The following is a 17,642-nucleotide window of genomic DNA, read 5'->3' on the forward strand; positions in this document are numbered from 1 at the left end:
ATAGCTCATGCAAATGGCAAAACAGACTTAAAAAAGAAATCATATAAGAAAATGAAAAGCAATTAGCATTGAAAGTCCTCGCTCAAATGATCGAAAATTTGAGGACTCATTGGACATTCGTTACGAGCTATCTGGAGACAACATAAAAAATAGAGAAATCCGAATTCGGATTTCTCATTAATTGAAGCTAGTTATACCCCAGCCTCTCAAATGGTTTGCTTACTTAAATACTTGCGCTGCGGCAACAGCCTTTTTCCAGCCTGCATAAATATTGTCACGATACTCGTCACTCATATTTGGTGTAAATTGACGATCTAAATTCCAATACTTACCGATCTCCTCTGTTGAATGCCAATAGCCAACTGCTAAGCCTGCTAAATAGGCAGCACCTAAAGCTGTTGTTTCATTGATAACTGGGCGATCAACAGGGACATTTAATAAATCTGCTTGGAATTGCATTAAGAAATTATTTGCCACAGCTCCGCCATCTACACGCAATTTTGCTAACGGAATATTAGCATCTGCTTCCATCGCTGCTAATACATCCTTTGTTTGATAAGCTAATGATTCTAGTGTCGCACGTACAAAATGTTCCTTCGATGTCCCACGTGTTAAGCCAAAGACAGCTCCTCGTACATCAGAATCCCAATACGGTGTGCCTAAACCAACAAATGCTGGGACAACATAAACTCCATCTGTTGACTCCACACGCGTCGCATATTGCTCTGATTCACTCGCATTACGGAACATACGCAAACCATCACGTAGCCATTGAATCGCTGAGCCTGCTACAAAAATACTGCCCTCTAAAGCATACGTTACTTTACCATCTAAGCCCCAAGCTAATGTTGTCAATAATCCATTATTTGACTTCACTGCCTTTTCGCCTGTGTTCATTAACATAAAGCAGCCTGTGCCATATGTGTTCTTGACCATTCCTTCTTCAAAACATGCCTGACCGAATAATGCTGCTTGTTGGTCACCAGCAGCACCCGCAATTGGGACAGCAGAGCCAAAGAATAAAGCCTCCTCTGTATAGCCATAAATTTCAGAAGAAGGACGTACTTCTGGCAGCATAGAGGCAGGAACAGTTAAAATTTCTAAAAGTTCTTCATCCCACTGTAACTCATGGATATTATACATCAATGTACGAGAAGCATTTGAATAATCTGTTACATGTACTTTCCCACCCGATAACTTCCAAATGAGCCATGTATCAATTGTACCGAATAGCAATTCTCCTGCCTCAGCTTTTTCACGTGCTCCCTCAACATGATCTAAAATCCACTTCACTTTTGTGCCAGAGAAGTAAGCATCGATTAATAAGCCTGTTTTATCACGGAATAAATCATTGTAACCGCTTTCCTTTAGTTGCTCACAAATATCATTCGTTTGACGTGATTGCCAAACAATTGCGTTATAAACAGGTTTACCAGTATTTTTATCCCACACTACGGTTGTTTCGCGTTGGTTTGTAATCCCAATCCCTGCAATTTGGCTTGAATCCACTCCTTTTTCTGATAACACGGTTGCAATACAAGATAGGATAGATGACCAAATTTCCTCTGCATGATGCTCTACCCAGCCTGCTTGTGGAAAATGTTGTTGGAATTCTTGTTGGGCAGTGTGTACAATTTTACCCTTTTCATCAAATAGAATAGCTCTTGAACTTGTTGTGCCTTGGTCTAACGCTAAAATATATTTTTTTTCTGACATAGAAATCCCTCCAAATAAATTAGTCTTCAACTTGAACATTCTTGACAGTTAATTGTGCCCCTATGAAAATAGTAACAACAATCACTGCAACAATCCAAAATGCTATACTATTTTTCCCTTCAAATATTTGTTGGAAAAACAATGCACCAAATGTACCACCAATAATTGGACCTACAACTGGTATCCATGCATATCCCCAACCAGAATCACCTTTTCCTGAAATCGGCAAAATAAAATGGGCAATACGTGGACCCAAATCGCGGGCAGGGTTAATCGCATAGCCTGTTGGGCCACCTAAAGCCATCCCAATCACAATAATTAATAGACCAACTAAAAATGGATTTAAACCATCTGTAATCGTATTTGTACCTAACGCTAAAATGCCTAATACTAAAATAAATGTTCCTATCATTTCAGATAGTAGATTTGATAAAGGATGCTTAATAGCTGGCATTGTGGAAAATGGCGCTAATTTTGTATCTGCATCTGCTGTTGCCTGCCAATGTGGTAAATACATAAAGTAAACAAGCGTTGCTCCTAAAAATGCACCAATCATTTGTGCTGCAATATATGCTGGTACATCTCCCCATGGGAAATTGCCAATCGTGGCAAGAGCAATGGTTAGTGCAGGATTTAGATGAGCACCGCTAATTCCCCCTACTGCATAGGCTGCCATTGCAACAGCAAGTCCCCATGCAAAGGTAATAACAATCCATCCACCACCAAAGCCTTTCGATTTGTTTAGCACAGTACCAGCTACAACGCCGCCACCAAATAAAATAAGAATCATTGTGCCGACCAGCTCAGCTGTAAACGTAGACATAGTGAAGTCCCCCTTTGTGATAATAGCCCATAGAAAACAAAAAGGAACCCACATTTAATCAAACTACATTAAAACATGTAGATGAACAAATGTGGGTTCCTTTTCCTAACCACGCGCTTATGAACTTAAGTTCATTTTAGAGAAAAAAACATACAGAGTCAACTATTTATTGAAATTTTCCCATAATTTCTTATTAGATGTTGTAACGGCGATAGCGCCCCCAGTTAACGCTTCTTCAATATTGTCCACTGTACGCACTAAGCCACCTGTAATAACAGGGATTTGTGTCCGCTCATAGATTTCTTGAATCATAGACGGAATAATGCCTGGTAATAGCTCAATATAATCAGGCTGTGCTGTTTCAATCATCGAATAACTTTTTTCAAGAGCAATCGTATCAATCAAAAACACACGTTGAATAGCCATAATTCCACGAGCTTTGGCTTTCATTAGCATATTGGAACGAGTTGAAATAATACCAGCGGGACGAACATCATTACATAAAAAGTCCGCTGCAAAATTATCCGTTTTTAAGCCATGAATTAAATCAGCATGAATAATTAATTTTTTTCCATGCCGATGTGCCTCACGCTTTAAAGACATCAATAAGCTAATATGCACCTCCAAGAGGACAATATAAGTGAATGGACTTGCTATTATTTCGTCAAACTGCTTAACAGTACGCGCTGCAGGAATTACCTGTTGATTATCAAAATGCATACCATTCTCTCCTTCCCTTATAATACAGGGTAAATGCTCACCTTATATTATGAGAGTAACTACCTCATTATAGCGCAATTGTCGCTCGTTTTATTTCTTTCTTAACATCTTCTTCATATTGTGTACGTTGCTGTGCTGTCCAGTTGAGTTGCTTAGCCATTTCATCTAAAATAGCCTCTTTATATTGTTTAACAATGGCCATTTGGAAGAACATATATCCTGTACGGCGAACCATAAAGTCATTCGGATGAACGACCAATTCATGATGAATACCATACATTAATTGTGCATACAGCCATGATGGTAAAACTGGATGTCCTTCCGTAACATAGTTAAAGACAATATCTACATTGCTACCATAATGCTGTGTTAAAAATTTAGCCTCTTCTTCGGATAAGCCTAATTTTTTGCCTAATCTTGTATGGTCATGTAAGAAGGCATATAATTTCTTTGAACCGCCAATGTCACCACCAGAAATTGGTATTTTTTTTGTTGTACATGGAGAAGATTGAATGCCAAATTGTTGCTCTAGTTCCTGTGCAATCGTATTTAATACCGTTTCAGCCATTTTACGGTAGCCTGTTAATTTCCCACCTGCAATTGTTACAAGTCCTGATGGTGATACCCACACTTCATCCTTACGAGAAATTTCAGACGGATTTTTTCCGTCCTCATGAATCAACGGACGCACACCTGCCCAGCTTGATTCAATATCCGCATCTGTCACCTTTACATTTGGGAACATATAACGAATCGCGTTCATTATATAATCGCGATCCTCTTGATAAATATCCATATTACGAGCATCGCCCTCATAAAATGTATCTGTTGTTCCTACATAGGTCTTACCTTGACGAGGAATGGCAAACACCATGCGACCATCAGGTGTATCAAAATAAACAGCTTGTTTTAATGGGAATTTTGATTCATCAAAAACAATATGCACACCTTTTGATAAAATTAAATGCTTACCTGCCTGCTTCCCTTCAATTGTGCGCACATCATCCACCCACGGACCAGCAGCATTAACCACTGCCTTTGCACGAATATCGATTGTACGATCTGTTATTATATCCTTTGCTACAATGCCATTGATTTTTCGCTGTTCATTATATAAGAAGTTTTCGGCTTTCATATAATTAATTAATGTTGCACCTTTTTCAATCGCTGCCTTCGCTACCTCAATCGTTAAACGAGCATCATCCGTACGGTATTCCACATACATACCACCACCAAGTAATCCCTTTGTCTTCACTAATGGCTCCTTCTCAACGGTTTCAACTGCATTTAACATATAACGACGCTCAGCACGTCTGACTCCTGCTAAAAAATCATAGACACGCAAGCCAAGATTTGTAGAGTATTTTCCAAATGTCCCGCCCTTATGAAAAGGTAACAGCATCCAAACAGGTGTTGTCACATGTGGACCATTTTCATAAACAATGGCACGTTCCTTTCCTAACTCTGCTACCTCTTTTATTTCAAATTGCTTTAAATAGCGTAAACCCCCATGTACTAATTTTGTCGAACGGCTAGAGGTACCTGCTGCAAAATCCTGCATTTCCACTAATGCTACAGAAAGACCGCGAGCAATAGCATCTAGTGCAATACCACATCCTGTAATGCCCCCACCAATTACTAATAAATCATACTCCCTGCCTTGTAGTTCCTCCATTGTTTGTTGTCGTTGTATCGCAGAAGCTGTACTCATATTTTATTTCCTCCCTCATCATTTTAAAGATAAAAAAAGACCATCAAAAGCATATGTACGCTAGGTACATACGTTTTCAATGGTCTCTCAGTTACTCAAACCTGCTATTAACTTACTTTTTATTGTAATATGCACATTCGAAAAAGGCAAGTTTATGTTTTAGCAGTATACTGTTATGTGAAGAAATATGCGCTACGAAAGTAGCTACACATGCCTAAACAAAAACGTTTTTTAGCAAAAGATGATAGCCTCTACTGTTCATTTGAAACTTAATAAACATTTGATCGTAAATATATTAAAAAATTGTAACGGTTAAAAAGGATTGAGAATTTATGAAGGATTGGTGGCAAAGAAGAAAAGGCAAGAAGTACCACAGCGGTTATACATTTTTAGATTTCATTTTTGATATACTCGTTTGGATACCTGAACTCATTCTCTTGCCTTTTAGAGTCCTTTTCTGGTTACTTAGAGGCATAGGGAGATTGATTGGTGATGTATTTGATTTTGTCTAAAAAATGCTGTTTGCTTATAAAGGTTTAAATAAATAGGAAGATTCATTTGTAGCCTTTATACCAGAAAAAAAGCAAGAGTAAGGAGTGGATATTGCTTACTCTTGCTTTTTATGAATTATGCTCCATTCTTACCAGCTTACAGGTCACTCCATATTATTTGCTTCAAAGTTATCTAGCAATACACGCACTTCATCTGTTGATTTCGTGTTCATCAATTGGCTTCTTAATTCACCAGCCCCACGGAATCCTTTGACATAAATTTTGAAAAAGCGGTGAAGCCCTGTGATGGAACGTGGTAGTACTTCCGCATATTGATCTTGCAGATCGAGCTGCAGTCTTAAAAGATCAAGATACTCTTTACTGCTATGCTCTTTTGGCTCTTTTTCAAAAGCAAACGGATTTTTAAAAATACCTCGCCCAATCATCACGCCATCAATACCATATTGTTCAGCTAGCTGCAGTCCCGTTTGACGGTCAGGAATATCTCCATTGATTGTTAGTAGCGTATTTGGTGCAATACGGTCACGTAATTTTTTGATTTCCGGAATAAGCTCCCAATGCGCATCTACTAAGCTCATTTCCTTTCTTGTTCGTAGATGAATCGAAAGGTTCGCTATATCTTGTTGTAAAATATGTGTTAGCCACTCCTCCCACTCATTTATCTCCTTGTAGCCAAGACGGGTTTTCACACTGACAGGCAATCCACCCGCTTTTGCTGCTTGAATCAATTCTGCCGCGACATCTGGACGGAGAATAAGGCCACTCCCTTTTCCTCTTGATGCCACATTCGGTACAGGGCAACCCATATTAATATCAATGCCTTTAAAACCGAGCTCTGCCATACCAATACTCATTTGACGGAAATAGTCGGGATTATCCCCCCAAATATGTGCCACCATTGGCTGCTCATCTTCTGTAAAAGTCAAACGGCCACGTACACTTTTCTGTCCCTCTGGATGACAATAGCTATCCGAATTTGTAAACTCTGTAAAAAATACATCCGGCCGACCCGCTTCATTTACTACATGTCGAAAAACAACATCTGTCACATCTTCCATTGGTGCCAGCACAAAAAATGGTCGTGGTAAATCACGCCAAAAATTATCTATCATGTTAAACCCAAATCCTCTCACTATGAATAAAACTCTATACTTTCAGTCCAAAATATAAAGCTCAATTTTACATTTATATCATGCCCAATAACTTTTTGAAAATCAGTCACGTTTATTATATCGAAAATCGTTCTTAAATGGTAATTGTCTAAATAGAAAGCAGATAGTATAGATTTCTCTACACCATCTGCTTTTCTACTCTACTAACGTTAGCCAAGCAACTGCTTCACAATGCGTCGAATGCGGGAACATGTCTACTGGCTGAATTTCCTGTGTTTGATAGCCGCCATCCTCCAAAATACGAAGGTCGCGTGCTAGTGTAGCTGGGTTGCAGGAGACATAGACCACTCGCTTTGGTTGTTGCTCTAAAATGGTAGTTAGAAGTGCTTCGTCGCAGCCTTTGCGTGGTGGATCGACTACTAGTACGTCTGCTTCCTTGCCCTCCTTATACCATCTCGGTATAACTTCCTCTGCTGGGCCAGCCTCAAAATAAGTATTGGTAAAACCATTGAGTACTGCGTTGCGTTTAGCATCTTCAATTGCTTGTGGGACAATCTCCACGCCCATGACTGCCTTTGCTTTTTGTGCCAGGAATAAAGAGATGGTACCAATGCCACAATACGCATCAATGACGCGTTCATCCCCCTGCAAGTCAGCATAATCCAATGCTTGTTTATAGAGGACCTCTGTTTGCTCTGGGTTGACTTGATAGAAGGAACGAGCTGAAATCTCAAAACGTACATTGCCAATTGTATCAATAATGATGTCCTTGCCCCAAAGATTGATGGTATCATCACCAAAAATCACATTGGTTTTTTCATTATTCACATTTTGCATAATCGACGTAACGTTCGGAACTAATCTTTGAATCACTGCAACGGCTGCCTCTTTTTGTGGGAACTTTTTCTTTTTTGTTACAAGGACAACCATGACCTCACCTGTTGCTCGTGCTTTACGAATGACAACGTGTCGCAGCATTCCTTCGTGTGTATGCTCATTGTAAGGGCGAATTCCTATCGCCGTTAATTCCTTTTTCAAGCCTGCAAGAATGGCGTCCGCTTCTCCTGTTTGAATTAAGCAACGATCCATATCTACAATGCTATGCGTTTTTGTTTTATAAAAACCTGCAATCGCTTGTCCTTCTTCATTTACAGAGAAGGGGATTTGCGCTTTATTACGGTAATGCCAAGGCTCTTCCATTCCTTTTACAGGAAGAACAGGTGCATTAATTTTACCAATGCGCTGCATCACATTGCGCACCATATTTTCTTTCCACTTTAACTGCCCCTCATAGGATAAATGCTGTAGTTGACAGCCGCCACATTGCTTGAAATAATCACAGGGTGCTACTACTCGATCTGAAGATGGCTTAATAATATCTACAACTTTTGCAAAGCCATAATTTTTCAAGGTTTTCATCACATGTATTTCAGCTGTTTCGTTCGGAAGTGCGCCTTGTATAAATAGTGGGTAGCCATCAACCTTTGCGACGCCATTGCCATCATGTGTTAAATCTTCTATATAAACTGAAAGTCGATCATTTTTTTTCACGGGTGCTGACATTCGTACATCCTCCATTTCAATCTCCTTATTGTAGCATGTGTTGGCGAATGAAAAAAGAACAAGACTTGCCCGTTATATTGTTCTCCTCACTAACTTGAAAAAAGAGCCGCTATTCGCGACTCTTTTCTTGCTCTTTTGTAATATGATAATCCCTTGGTGCCCACCAAAATGCACACAAGATCCCAAGAATGACGACAATAAAAGGTGCATAAAAAATTAAGAAACTTTGCATACCTTGATTTCCTCCTATGCGTGATTGTCTTCTTTTCCTGTCACATAGTTTTTATTGAACAAGAATAGTTTCATCAATAAATAGAGTGAAGGAAGAAGAAGGCACAGCCCTAAAATAAATGCGATGACTAAAGCAACCGCCATTTGTGTGCTTGTAAAACTATCATAAATTGTTAAATACGGATACAGTAAGTATGGATATTGTGCTATCCCATATGCAAAGAAGGCTACAGCAAATTGAGCAATAAGAAGCCCAACTGCAAGTCCGTACTTTTTACGCATGGCAATGAGCATGACTGTAATAATAAATAAGACAGCTGAAATCGCAAACATCCACCATAAATTCACCATGTGACTATAACTTTCTGGGTTAATGGATTTCATTTCATACATAATGCCCAGTGCACTAATCATTAACGGTGCTGCCCAAACAAGTGCATATTTTCGCATCAGTTTAGTCGCTTCTACGTCATTTGCTTTATGAGCATACCACGTTAAAAATACGGCTGAAATATACAGCACAGCAGCGATGCTCAGTACCACAATGCTCCAAGCAAATGGACTTGTATATAAAGTCCAGTAGTTTAGCACAGGTTGCCCATCAATCAGATCAACATAGCCTCCACCAGCAATGGCAAAAACAACAGATAAGGAAGCGGGAATTAATAAACCTGCCACACCGTATGTCAGCGTATACCCTATATGTCCTCGCGTGCCGTACGATTCAAAGGCATAGTAGGAGCCACGAATTGCTAACAGTACAAGCGAAATACTGACTGGCACAAGTAAAATCGTTCCGTAATAAAAAGCAGTTTGTGGGAAAAATCCAACGATCCCTACGAAGAAGAATACTAAAAAGACATTGGTTACTTCCCAGACAGGCGATAAATAACGTTTGATAATATTTGTTAAAATATGATTTTTACCAATTAGTAGGCTATAAGCGTTGAAGAAGCCTGCACCAAAATCAATGGATGCGACAATGACATAGCCAAATAGAAAAATCCATAATACGGAAATACCTAATACCTCTAACGTCATAGGATGTCACCGCCTTTTTCAGAGTGGCGATCTTCAATTTCACGCTCGATTGGATTCTTTTTAAACATTCGAACCAAGACGACAATACTTCCTACTGCTAAAACTGCATAAACACCTGCGAACAATAGCATCATTAAATCCACATGGTCACTCGTAGTAGCTCCCTCCGGTGTGCGCATTAGACCATACAGTATCCATGGTTGACGTCCAACTTCCGCAAGCCACCAACCTGCTTCGATGGCAATGATTGACAGAGGTCCTCCCGCAACAATAATCCATCTATACCATCGCGAATGAATAAATTGCCAGCCCCGTGCTTTCCCTACAACATAAAGTAATGAAACTAGCACCATAAACATACCAATGGACACCATAATATCAAAGAGATAATGAATATAGAGTGGTGGTAAATCCTCCTCCGCAAATTGATCTAAGCCAATTACCTCTGCGTTAGGATTAAAATGTGCAAGAATGCTCAAAGCATACGGAATTTTAATGGCGTATTTTACTTCTTCTCCATCTAATACACCAAATAATACAAGCGATGCTTTACCCTCTGTTTCAAAATGCCATTCTGCAGCGGCTAGTTTTTCGGGTTGATATTCAGCTAAGTATTTTCCTGAAAAATCTCCAATTACAGCAGCAGCTATGGAGAAAATTAAGCCAATTTTCATAAGTAAAAGCAAGGATTTTTTATGGTATACATGCTTAGAGCCTTTTAACATTCTGTATCCCGCAATAGCTGCTAGTACAAATGCTGATGTCATATACGCTGTCACAAGTACATGCGCTACCTTTGTCGGCATGGCTGGGTTAAACATCGCTAAAAAAGGTTGAATATTGACAAGTTCTCCGTCTACAATATCAAATCCTTGTGGTGCATTCATAAAAGCATTAACAATTGTAATGAAGACCGCTGACATCGACGCTCCAACAGCGACAGGAATTAATAGTAGCATATGTTTTTTCTGACTATCAAAGCGGTCCCATGTATATAAATAGATCCCTAAAAATATAGCTTCAAAGAAAAATGCAAACGTTTCCATAAACAATGGTAATGCAATCGTTTGACCAGCAAGTTGCATAAAGTTAGGCCACAATAATGAAAGCTGTAAGCCAATGGCAGTTCCTGTTACAACACCTACGGCCACAGTAATAACAAAACCACGCGCCCAACGTCTCGCCATTAAGATATAATGCTCATCATTCTTTTTATACCCAGTCCATTGAGCAATCATAATCATCAACGGGACACCTACACCAATCGTTGCATAAATAATATGGAACGATAATGTTAACTCCGTTAATGCTCGACTCCAAAAGACTGCTGATTCATTAATCATCTCATTGCCCCCCTAACTTCCAAATATTCTTCCAAGAATGGAAAGTAGCATAATAATTGCAACACCAAAACTTATCCATATAAGTTTCTTTTCTTGTGACTTATACAAAGGCAACACTTCCTTTCCCTTATCCATACCCCCATTTTCCACTATTACAACGAATAAAACCTTAATAACGGACCGAAATTTCAGGCTATTATTAAGGTTTCAAATTTTGTTCAACTAATATACGCACATTTGCCAAACATTTTTCTAAATTCATTCACAATCTAAGTTCTAAAGATGAAATTGTATAATTTAGTCCATTCCAATTTAATAAAGCAAGCAATCGGATTAAGTAGGTTTTCAGAGATTCTTATGTGGCACAGTTCTGGTTTTCGGCTTCTATTGGGAAGGTTAACTTTGGGAGTGTGGGGGGGGTAGATATTTTTGGGAGTGGTGAAGCTTTTCTCTTTAGGGGACTTCCTAATATGCAGATCCCTTACTTTTATAAGTACGATCAGATAGAATCCAAAAAGCTCATCCAACTAAAATAGGATGAGCTTTTTGGATTGATTAAATACGGTCTTCTTCTCGAATATCTGCAAGTGGGACAAAGATTTCAATGTGACGCTTCAGATTTTCAAATGTAGCCGGTGCGTCTCCGCCATATTCGCCATCTAGGTTAAGATGGACTTCGTTTTCAGTCGTGACTTTGACAACGCTGGCTTTTTTATAAATGACACGATCGTCATTTAAATGTTCGCCTCGTAATGCCATAGCAGCTAGTTGAATAAACTCTGGAAGGCTTACTTTTTTCAGTACTATTACTGTAAAGTAACCATCATTAATACTCGCATCAGGGGCAAGTTTTTCAAAGCCACCTACTGAATTCGTTAAACCACATAGGAACATCATGGCGTCCCCATCAAATACTTCGCCATCATATTCAATACGCATATGGGAAGCTTTGATGGATGGAATCATTTCTACTGCCTTTACATAATAGGCTAACTGACCAAGCATTGTTTTCATTTTACTTGGTACTTCATAAGTGAGTTCTGTAATGCGTCCCCCAGCAGCAATATTAATGAAATAGCGTTCGCCATTTAAGAGACCCACGTCCACTGGTAATGTGTCGCCTTGAATTATAATGTCTACAGCCTCATCAATATTTCGAGGAATATGCACAGCACGGGCAAAATCATTTGTAGTGCCCATCGGAATTAGACCAACTTTCGGACGGTTTTCAAATGGACTTACACCTGAAACAACTTCATTTAATGTGCCATCTCCACCAACTGCGATGATGATATCAAAACCACGCTCTACCGCATTTTTTGCTGCAAGCGTTGCATCTCCCTCACATGTTGTTGCATGACAGGATGTCTCATAGCCTGCTACCTCTAGTTTTTCCAACACCTCTGGTAGATGTTTCTTAAATACTTCGCGTCCAGATGTAGGATTATAAATGATTCTTGCTCGTTTCATAACATACCTTCCTGCTTCATAAGATTCTATTTCATTCAACGAAATTCTACGTTGAAATGTTGCAATGCTCTTGTTATTTTTGTAATGCGTTTGTTACCTGTTTTTTGAAGTCCTCATAGACATACGTCCAGTAAGTTGAGTTCGAGATATTTTCCTCTCGAATTTCTGCATAAAGAGCTTTTTGAGCTTCTTCAAATGTTGGATCTTCTTTATCTGGTAAACTCGCTCGTTTCGTTACGACTAACTCTTGTAATTCAGGCGCACGTGGTCCCCATTTTCCTACAACCTCACCTGCATCATCTAACAACAGATAAATCGGGATAGCACGACCACCGTTTGTTAAATAACGATCAATTAACTCTGTATCAGCATCGCGAAAAACGGTACGCATTTCTAACCCTGCCGCTTCAGCAACACGACGAATAATAGGATTGTTTAACATAGCGTCTCCGCACCAATCTTCTGTAATAGTTAAAATTTTTGGCTGCTTATCTTTTAGTAATTCGATGAAGCCATCGTTTGTTGGCACTTCAAAACCATCATAAATACGGAAGCTCTCTTCTTTCAACGTCGTCATGTTCTCCATATATTGTTGTATCGAAATAGCTTCTTGAAAATATTGTTGTTCAGTTTTCATTGGCTCGTCCCCCTTATTATTGTCTATTCTATATTTTGCTATGAATACTCTTTTTAAACAACTATTAAGTGTTATAAATTGCAAATTAGTTACATTTTTGAAAATTAATAGCCGAGGGAGCAATAAAGCTCTCTCGGCTATTATGTTACAACGAGTATTATCGTTTGGCAATTTCTTGTTGTAATAATTTATTAACCATTGGAGGGTTGGCTTGACCTTTTGTTGCCTTCATAATTTGACCAACTAAGAAGCCAATCGCACGATCTTTACCATTTTTAAAGTCTTCGATAGATTGTGCATTGTTATCTAAAACTTCTGTTACGATGGCTAGTAGTGCACCTTCATCGGAAATTTGAACTAAACCTTTCGCCTTCACAATATCCTGTGCAGAACCACCGTTTTCTACTAATTCAGCAAATACTTTTTTACCGATCTTAGAAGAAATTGTTCCGTCAGTGATCAATTTCACCATCTCAGCAAGGTTTTCTGGTGTTAGTGCAGTATCTTTAAGGTCTTTTTGTTCCGCATTTAAGTAAGCTGAAACATCACCCATTAGCCAGTTAGCAGAAAGTTTCGCATCTGCACCGTTCACAATCATTGCCTCGAAGAAGTCTGAGATTTCTTTAGAAATAACAAGAACTCCTGCATCATATGGTGTTAAGCCTAATTCTTCTACATAACGTTTTTTACGAGCATCTGGAAGCTCAGGAATTTCTGATTTCACTCTCTCTAGCCATGCATCATCAATCGAAAGACGAACTAAGTCTGGCTCTGGGAAGTAACGGTAATCATCTGTTCCCTCTTTCACACGCATTAAAATTGTTTTACCTGTTTTTTCATCGAAACGACGTGTTTCTTGCTCAATAATACCGCCTGATAATAATACATCTGCTTGACGTAATTCCTCATGCTCTAAACCACGACGAACATAGTTGAAGGAGTTCAGGTTTTTAAGCTCCGTTTTTGTGCCAAATTCTTCTTGACCATACGGACGAAGAGAAATGTTGGCATCACAACGTAATGAGCCTTCTTCCATCTTACAATCAGATACGTCTGTATATTGAATAATTGATTTTAATTTTTCTAGGTAAGCATATGCTTCGTTTGGTGTACGAATGTCTGGCTCAGAAACAATCTCAACAAGTGGTGTACCTTGACGGTTAAAGTCAACTAATGAGTGATCCCCAGCATGTGAAAGTTTACCAGCATCTTCTTCCATATGAAGACGTGTAATACCGATACGTTTTGTATAGCCGTCTACTTCAATATCGATCCAGCCGTTTTTACCGATTGGTTTATCAAATTGTGAAATTTGATAAGCTTTCGGATTATCTGGATAGAAGTAGTTTTTACGGTCAAATTTTGTTTCTTGTTCGATTTCCATATTAAGTGCAAGTGCAGCACGCATTGCGAAATCTACTACATTTTTGTTAAGGACTGGTAGGACACCAGGGTACCCTAAATCAATTACTGTTGTATTTGTATTTGGTTCAGCACCAAAATGAGCTGGTGCTGGTGAGAAGATTTTTGAGTTTGTTTTCAACTCAACGTGTACTTCTAAACCAATGACTGTTTCAAAGTTCATGTTATTTTCCCTCCCACATTTGAGGAACTTGTTTATGGAACTCTGTTGCTTGTTCAAAAGCATGAGCTACACGGTAAATAGTTGCTTCATCGAAGTATTTACCAATAATTTGTAAACCAAGTGGTAGTCCGTTTTCAAAGCCACATGGAATTGAAATAGCAGGTACTCCAGCTAAGTTCATCGGGATTGTTAAAATATCGTTCGCATACATTGTCATCGGATCATCGACGTTTTCACCAATTTTAAATGCTGGTGTTGGGGATGTAGGCCCAATGATAACATCAAAGTCTTCAAATACTTTGTCGTAGTCTGCTTTGATAAGTGTACGTGCTTGTTGCGCTTTTTTATAATACGCATCATACGTGCCGGCACTTAGTGAGTAAGTTCCAAGCATGATGCGGCGTTTTACTTCATCACCAAAACCTTGTGCACGTGTTTCTTTATAAAGGTCCATCAAATTTGTAACATTTTCTGCACGGAAACCATAACGGATACCATCGAAACGAGATAAGTTAGAAGACGCTTCAGATGAAGAAAGGATATAGTATGCAGCAAGTGCATATTTTGAATGAGGAAGTGATACTTCTTCTACAGTAGCACCTAGGCCTTTTAATACCTCTAATGCAGTAAGCACTGATTGACGTGCTGCCTCGCCAACACCTTCACCAAGGAATTCCTTTGGTACAGCAATACGTAAGCCTTTTACATCACCAGTAAGCGCTGCAGCGTAATTTGGTACCTCTACGTTTGCCGATGTAGAATCATTTGGATCTAAGCCTGCGATGGCTTCTAATAATAGCGCATTATCTTCAACGTTGCGTGTAATTGGTCCAATTTGATCTAAAGAAGAGGCAAATGCAACTAGACCAAAACGAGATACACGACCATATGTAGGCTTCATCCCTACAACACCACAGTAAGCTGCTGGTTGACGGATTGAACCACCTGTATCTGAACCAAGAGAGAATGGTACTTCACCTGCTGCTACTGCTGCTGCAGATGCACCTGAAGATCCCCCTGGTACGTGGTTTAAGTTCCATGGATTTTTTGTTGTTTTATAGTATGAGTTTTCGTTAGAAGAACCCATTGCAAACTCGTCCATGTTTAATTTACCAACTGTAATCATGCCAGCTTCACGTAACTTATTGACAACAGTGGCATCATAAATTGGCATAAAGCCTTCTAGAATTTTAGAGGCACAAGTTGTTTCTAAACCTTCTGTTACGATGTTGTCTTTCACACCGATTGGAAGACCAAACAGTGGTCCACGCTCTTCAAATGGGACTTTATCCATTTCAGCAGCTTGTGCAGTTGCTTTTTCTTCGTTTGAAGCAAGGAATGCTTGTACATCGCTGTCAAGCTTTGCAATACGCTCGTATGCTTCTTTCGTTAAGTCAGCGATTGATAAGTTACCTGCTTTCATTTCCGCTTGTAACTCCTTAGCTGAACGTTCAAATAACGTCATGAGGAATCCTCCTATGTTTTAGTATTACATGATAGCTGGTACTTTTACTTGACCATCTTCTTGTTCTTTTACGTTTAACATCATTACTTCACGGTCTAAACCTTTTACAGCTACGTCTTCACGCATTACATTCACTAGTGGTAAAACGTGAGTTGTTGGTTCAACATTCGTTGTATCTAGCTCATTTAACTGCTCCGCAAAGTCTGTAATTTTTCCAAGCTGTTCAGCAAATTTCTCTGCTTCTTCTTCTGTAATAGCAAGACGTGCTAAATTTGCCACGTGCTTTACTTCTTCTTTTGTTAATTTAGCCATTTTTCACACCTCCGAATACTGGTTCAATTCATTGTTTTTATTGATAACAATAGGGTTGAATAAAGTTAACCATGCCAATAATCATAACATTTTTCATATTAAAAATCACAACTTTCACTAAAAATATAGAAACTTTCACTACTATAACAAAGTGTTGTCTCTATCTACCTATTGTGTCCCTCTAATTCTAGCCATCTACATAAAAATATAGCCAGCACAAAGGCTGACTATATTAATCATAGACATGCACGTAAGGGTCCTTATCATTGGCCTTCTTAATGATTAATGCCTCTGGGCCATTTATAGAAGTAACGCTCACCTCAACATGAATATTATCAAATTGATTGATTAGAATACCCGTCAAATATTGCGTAAAGCCTATTATTTCTGCTTTACCGAAAAATTGGATTGGAATTTCAATCGAAAGATTTTGTATTTGCTTATTACGATAGAAGCCTGTTCCAATCACACTTGTATAATTCGAGAAATATTTATCAACGTCTTGCTTAAAAATTTTGAAGTTATTGCTGACATCTCGGTAAACATCCTGTGAATCATCAGTTGGGAACAAGACATAATTTTCATCGATACCTTCCCACTCTGCAATACTGTTCTGTCCAGCTTTTGCTATACCATAGCTAAAATATGACCCTGGAATAATTTGATTGCGAGCTTGCTGCTTAAACAAACCAACAACAATTGGTACATCTTTTAACTCTTCACGTGTACGTAAACGGGAAACAATTTCAGCGGCCATTTTTTTGCCTTGCTCAACAAGTTCAGCTTCTGAAATTGGTTTTTCGTAATATTCGCCATACTGTTCTTTTTGGTAATAATAAATAGAGTTTAAGGCAAGACCTATTGAAATTCCGCCTAATTTCACTTTATTATCATTCGTTTTTATTAAGTAATTTTGCTCTACAATGTGGGATAAATAAACGGGAGCCTTCGTTGCCCGTTCTTCTGGTGTCATTGTGTCTGTGGTCGGCGGATTTAAACCATCTTCTGTTTGTGAACTACGGGCAAGCCAAGAGCTCACCGTACTTTCAGCTAAATATTGACCTTCTTGGAAGTAATAGTTTTCCGTGTCAAACTCATTTTGAGATAGACGCATTAAACCAGATTCAACTTCCTTCATATCATATTTCGTATAAATATTAGACACAACAAGACCTCTGCTTGCACTCTCTTTATAAGGAATAAGCGTCTTATAATAGGATTCATCAATTTGTATGCTTGGGATAATTGTTGTTTCAGCTTTTTCTTTCTGTTGCGTTTCCTGTGTAAGCTCTGTTTCCTTCTTGTCAGAAGGTACACAGCCGACTAGCATTGCAGCAGCTACGATTGCTGGAATGAGTCGAAAAGACTTCATTATTTAGTGCTCCTTTACTAATAGTCAGT

General features: G+C 38.9%; 16 protein-coding genes. 1 reads left to right on the plus strand and 15 read right to left on the minus strand.

Features of this window, described 5'->3' with window-relative positions:
* Positions 1 to 219: 219 nt before the first annotated feature.
* From glpK to MHI22_RS12980, 4 genes are all read right to left on the minus strand, one after another.
* A complete protein-coding gene (gene glpK, locus MHI22_RS12965; RefSeq protein ID WP_340812164.1) occupies positions 220 to 1,716 on the minus strand; it encodes a glycerol kinase GlpK in 1,497 nt (498 codons plus the stop codon).
* A 19-nt stretch (positions 1,717 to 1,735) separates the two neighbouring features.
* Positions 1,736 to 2,539 carry an MIP/aquaporin family protein gene (locus tag MHI22_RS12970; RefSeq protein ID WP_036123422.1) on the minus strand — a complete coding sequence of 268 codons (804 nt, stop codon included), beginning with the start codon at positions 2,537 to 2,539 and terminating at the stop codon, positions 1,736 to 1,738.
* Between the two features lie 162 nt (positions 2,540 to 2,701).
* The gene (locus MHI22_RS12975; protein WP_036123424.1) at positions 2,702 to 3,259 is read right to left on the minus strand and encodes a glycerol-3-phosphate responsive antiterminator; all 558 of its coding nucleotides are present in this window, start codon (positions 3,257 to 3,259) and stop codon (positions 2,702 to 2,704) included.
* A 67-nt stretch (positions 3,260 to 3,326) separates the two neighbouring features.
* The gene (locus MHI22_RS12980) at positions 3,327 to 4,970 is read right to left on the minus strand and encodes a glycerol-3-phosphate dehydrogenase/oxidase (protein ID WP_340812166.1); all 1,644 of its coding nucleotides are present in this window, start codon (positions 4,968 to 4,970) and stop codon (positions 3,327 to 3,329) included.
* A gap of 332 nt (positions 4,971 to 5,302) precedes the next feature.
* Here MHI22_RS12980 and MHI22_RS12985 point away from each other — a divergent pair, with 332 nt between their 5' ends.
* Entirely contained in the window at positions 5,303 to 5,482 is a 180-nt protein-coding gene (locus MHI22_RS12985; RefSeq protein WP_101966915.1) for a hypothetical protein, read from the plus strand.
* Positions 5,483 to 5,625: 143 nt separating this feature from the next.
* Here MHI22_RS12985 and MHI22_RS12990 read toward each other — a convergent pair whose 3' ends face one another.
* The 11 genes from MHI22_RS12990 to MHI22_RS13040 form a co-directional block, all read right to left on the minus strand.
* Positions 5,626 to 6,594 carry a tRNA dihydrouridine synthase gene (locus MHI22_RS12990; RefSeq protein WP_340812168.1) on the minus strand — a complete coding sequence of 323 codons (969 nt, stop codon included), beginning with the start codon at positions 6,592 to 6,594 and terminating at the stop codon, positions 5,626 to 5,628.
* A gap of 195 nt (positions 6,595 to 6,789) precedes the next feature.
* Positions 6,790 to 8,157 carry a 23S rRNA (uracil(1939)-C(5))-methyltransferase RlmD gene (gene rlmD / locus MHI22_RS12995; protein WP_340812716.1) on the minus strand — a complete coding sequence of 456 codons (1,368 nt, stop codon included), beginning with the start codon at positions 8,155 to 8,157 and terminating at the stop codon, positions 6,790 to 6,792.
* Positions 8,158 to 8,266: 109 nt separating this feature from the next.
* Complete coding sequence (gene cydS, locus MHI22_RS13000; RefSeq protein WP_004225690.1) at positions 8,267 to 8,389, minus strand: cytochrome bd oxidase small subunit CydS; 123 nt, start codon at positions 8,387 to 8,389, stop codon at positions 8,267 to 8,269.
* Between the two features lie 14 nt (positions 8,390 to 8,403).
* On the minus strand, positions 8,404 to 9,429 hold the full coding sequence (locus MHI22_RS13005) for a cytochrome d ubiquinol oxidase subunit II (protein ID WP_036123446.1): 1,026 nt from the start codon (positions 9,427 to 9,429) through the stop codon (positions 8,404 to 8,406).
* Positions 9,426 to 10,772, minus strand: coding sequence for a cytochrome ubiquinol oxidase subunit I (locus tag MHI22_RS13010; RefSeq protein ID WP_101966913.1), 1,347 nt, complete (start codon positions 10,770 to 10,772; stop codon positions 9,426 to 9,428). The genes MHI22_RS13005 and MHI22_RS13010 overlap by 4 nt, the downstream gene beginning before the upstream one ends.
* 555 nt (positions 10,773 to 11,327) lie before the next feature.
* Positions 11,328 to 12,242 carry a diacylglycerol kinase gene (locus tag MHI22_RS13015; RefSeq protein ID WP_036123451.1) on the minus strand — a complete coding sequence of 305 codons (915 nt, stop codon included), beginning with the start codon at positions 12,240 to 12,242 and terminating at the stop codon, positions 11,328 to 11,330.
* Positions 12,243 to 12,315: 73 nt separating this feature from the next.
* Positions 12,316 to 12,879: a thioredoxin family protein gene (locus MHI22_RS13020; RefSeq protein WP_036123452.1), complete on the minus strand. Its 564-nt coding sequence runs from the start codon at positions 12,877 to 12,879 to the stop codon at positions 12,316 to 12,318.
* Positions 12,880 to 13,036: 157 nt separating this feature from the next.
* Positions 13,037 to 14,464, minus strand: coding sequence for an Asp-tRNA(Asn)/Glu-tRNA(Gln) amidotransferase subunit GatB (gene gatB / locus MHI22_RS13025; RefSeq protein ID WP_036123454.1), 1,428 nt, complete (start codon positions 14,462 to 14,464; stop codon positions 13,037 to 13,039).
* Position 14,465: 1 nt separating this feature from the next.
* Positions 14,466 to 15,929, minus strand: a complete 1,464-nt coding sequence (gene gatA, locus MHI22_RS13030) for an Asp-tRNA(Asn)/Glu-tRNA(Gln) amidotransferase subunit GatA (RefSeq protein WP_058844195.1) — start codon at positions 15,927 to 15,929, stop codon at positions 14,466 to 14,468.
* 24 nt (positions 15,930 to 15,953) lie between these two features.
* The gene (gatC, locus tag MHI22_RS13035; protein WP_004225708.1) at positions 15,954 to 16,241 is read right to left on the minus strand and encodes an Asp-tRNA(Asn)/Glu-tRNA(Gln) amidotransferase subunit GatC; all 288 of its coding nucleotides are present in this window, start codon (positions 16,239 to 16,241) and stop codon (positions 15,954 to 15,956) included.
* Between the two features lie 232 nt (positions 16,242 to 16,473).
* Positions 16,474 to 17,613, minus strand: coding sequence for a CamS family sex pheromone protein (locus MHI22_RS13040; RefSeq protein WP_340812171.1), 1,140 nt, complete (start codon positions 17,611 to 17,613; stop codon positions 16,474 to 16,476).
* Positions 17,614 to 17,642 lie beyond the last annotated feature (29 nt).

It is taken from the genome of Lysinibacillus sp. FSL L8-0312, assembly GCF_038003285.1.
Classification (GTDB): Bacteria; Bacillota; Bacilli; order Bacillales_A; family Planococcaceae; genus Lysinibacillus; species Lysinibacillus fusiformis_D.

Excerpts from the sequence above, each read along its gene's own strand:
- glpK (WP_340812164.1), bottom strand. The coding sequence starts at position 1,716 with ATGTCAGAAAAAAAATATATTTTAGCGTTAGACCAAGGCACAACAAGT.
- MHI22_RS12970 (WP_036123422.1), bottom strand. The coding sequence starts at position 2,539 with ATGTCTACGTTTACAGCTGAGCTGGTCGGCACAATGATTCTTATTTTA.
- MHI22_RS12975 (WP_036123424.1), bottom strand. The coding sequence starts at position 3,259 with ATGCATTTTGATAATCAACAGGTAATTCCTGCAGCGCGTACTGTTAAG.
- MHI22_RS12980 (WP_340812166.1), bottom strand. The coding sequence starts at position 4,970 with ATGAGTACAGCTTCTGCGATACAACGACAACAAACAATGGAGGAACTA.
- MHI22_RS12985 (WP_101966915.1), top strand. The coding sequence starts at position 5,303 with ATGAAGGATTGGTGGCAAAGAAGAAAAGGCAAGAAGTACCACAGCGGT.
- MHI22_RS12990 (WP_340812168.1), bottom strand. The coding sequence starts at position 6,594 with ATGATAGATAATTTTTGGCGTGATTTACCACGACCATTTTTTGTGCTG.
- rlmD (WP_340812716.1), bottom strand. The coding sequence starts at position 8,157 with ATGTCAGCACCCGTGAAAAAAAATGATCGACTTTCAGTTTATATAGAA.
- cydS (WP_004225690.1), bottom strand. The coding sequence starts at position 8,389 with ATGCAAAGTTTCTTAATTTTTTATGCACCTTTTATTGTCGTCATTCTT.
- MHI22_RS13005 (WP_036123446.1), bottom strand. The coding sequence starts at position 9,429 with ATGACGTTAGAGGTATTAGGTATTTCCGTATTATGGATTTTTCTATTT.
- MHI22_RS13010 (WP_101966913.1), bottom strand. The coding sequence starts at position 10,772 with ATGATTAATGAATCAGCAGTCTTTTGGAGTCGAGCATTAACGGAGTTA.
- MHI22_RS13015 (WP_036123451.1), bottom strand. The coding sequence starts at position 12,242 with ATGAAACGAGCAAGAATCATTTATAATCCTACATCTGGACGCGAAGTA.
- MHI22_RS13020 (WP_036123452.1), bottom strand. The coding sequence starts at position 12,879 with ATGAAAACTGAACAACAATATTTTCAAGAAGCTATTTCGATACAACAA.
- gatB (WP_036123454.1), bottom strand. The coding sequence starts at position 14,464 with ATGAACTTTGAAACAGTCATTGGTTTAGAAGTACACGTTGAGTTGAAA.
- gatA (WP_058844195.1), bottom strand. The coding sequence starts at position 15,929 with ATGACGTTATTTGAACGTTCAGCTAAGGAGTTACAAGCGGAAATGAAA.
- gatC (WP_004225708.1), bottom strand. The coding sequence starts at position 16,241 with ATGGCTAAATTAACAAAAGAAGAAGTAAAGCACGTGGCAAATTTAGCA.
- MHI22_RS13040 (WP_340812171.1), bottom strand. The coding sequence starts at position 17,613 with ATGAAGTCTTTTCGACTCATTCCAGCAATCGTAGCTGCTGCAATGCTA.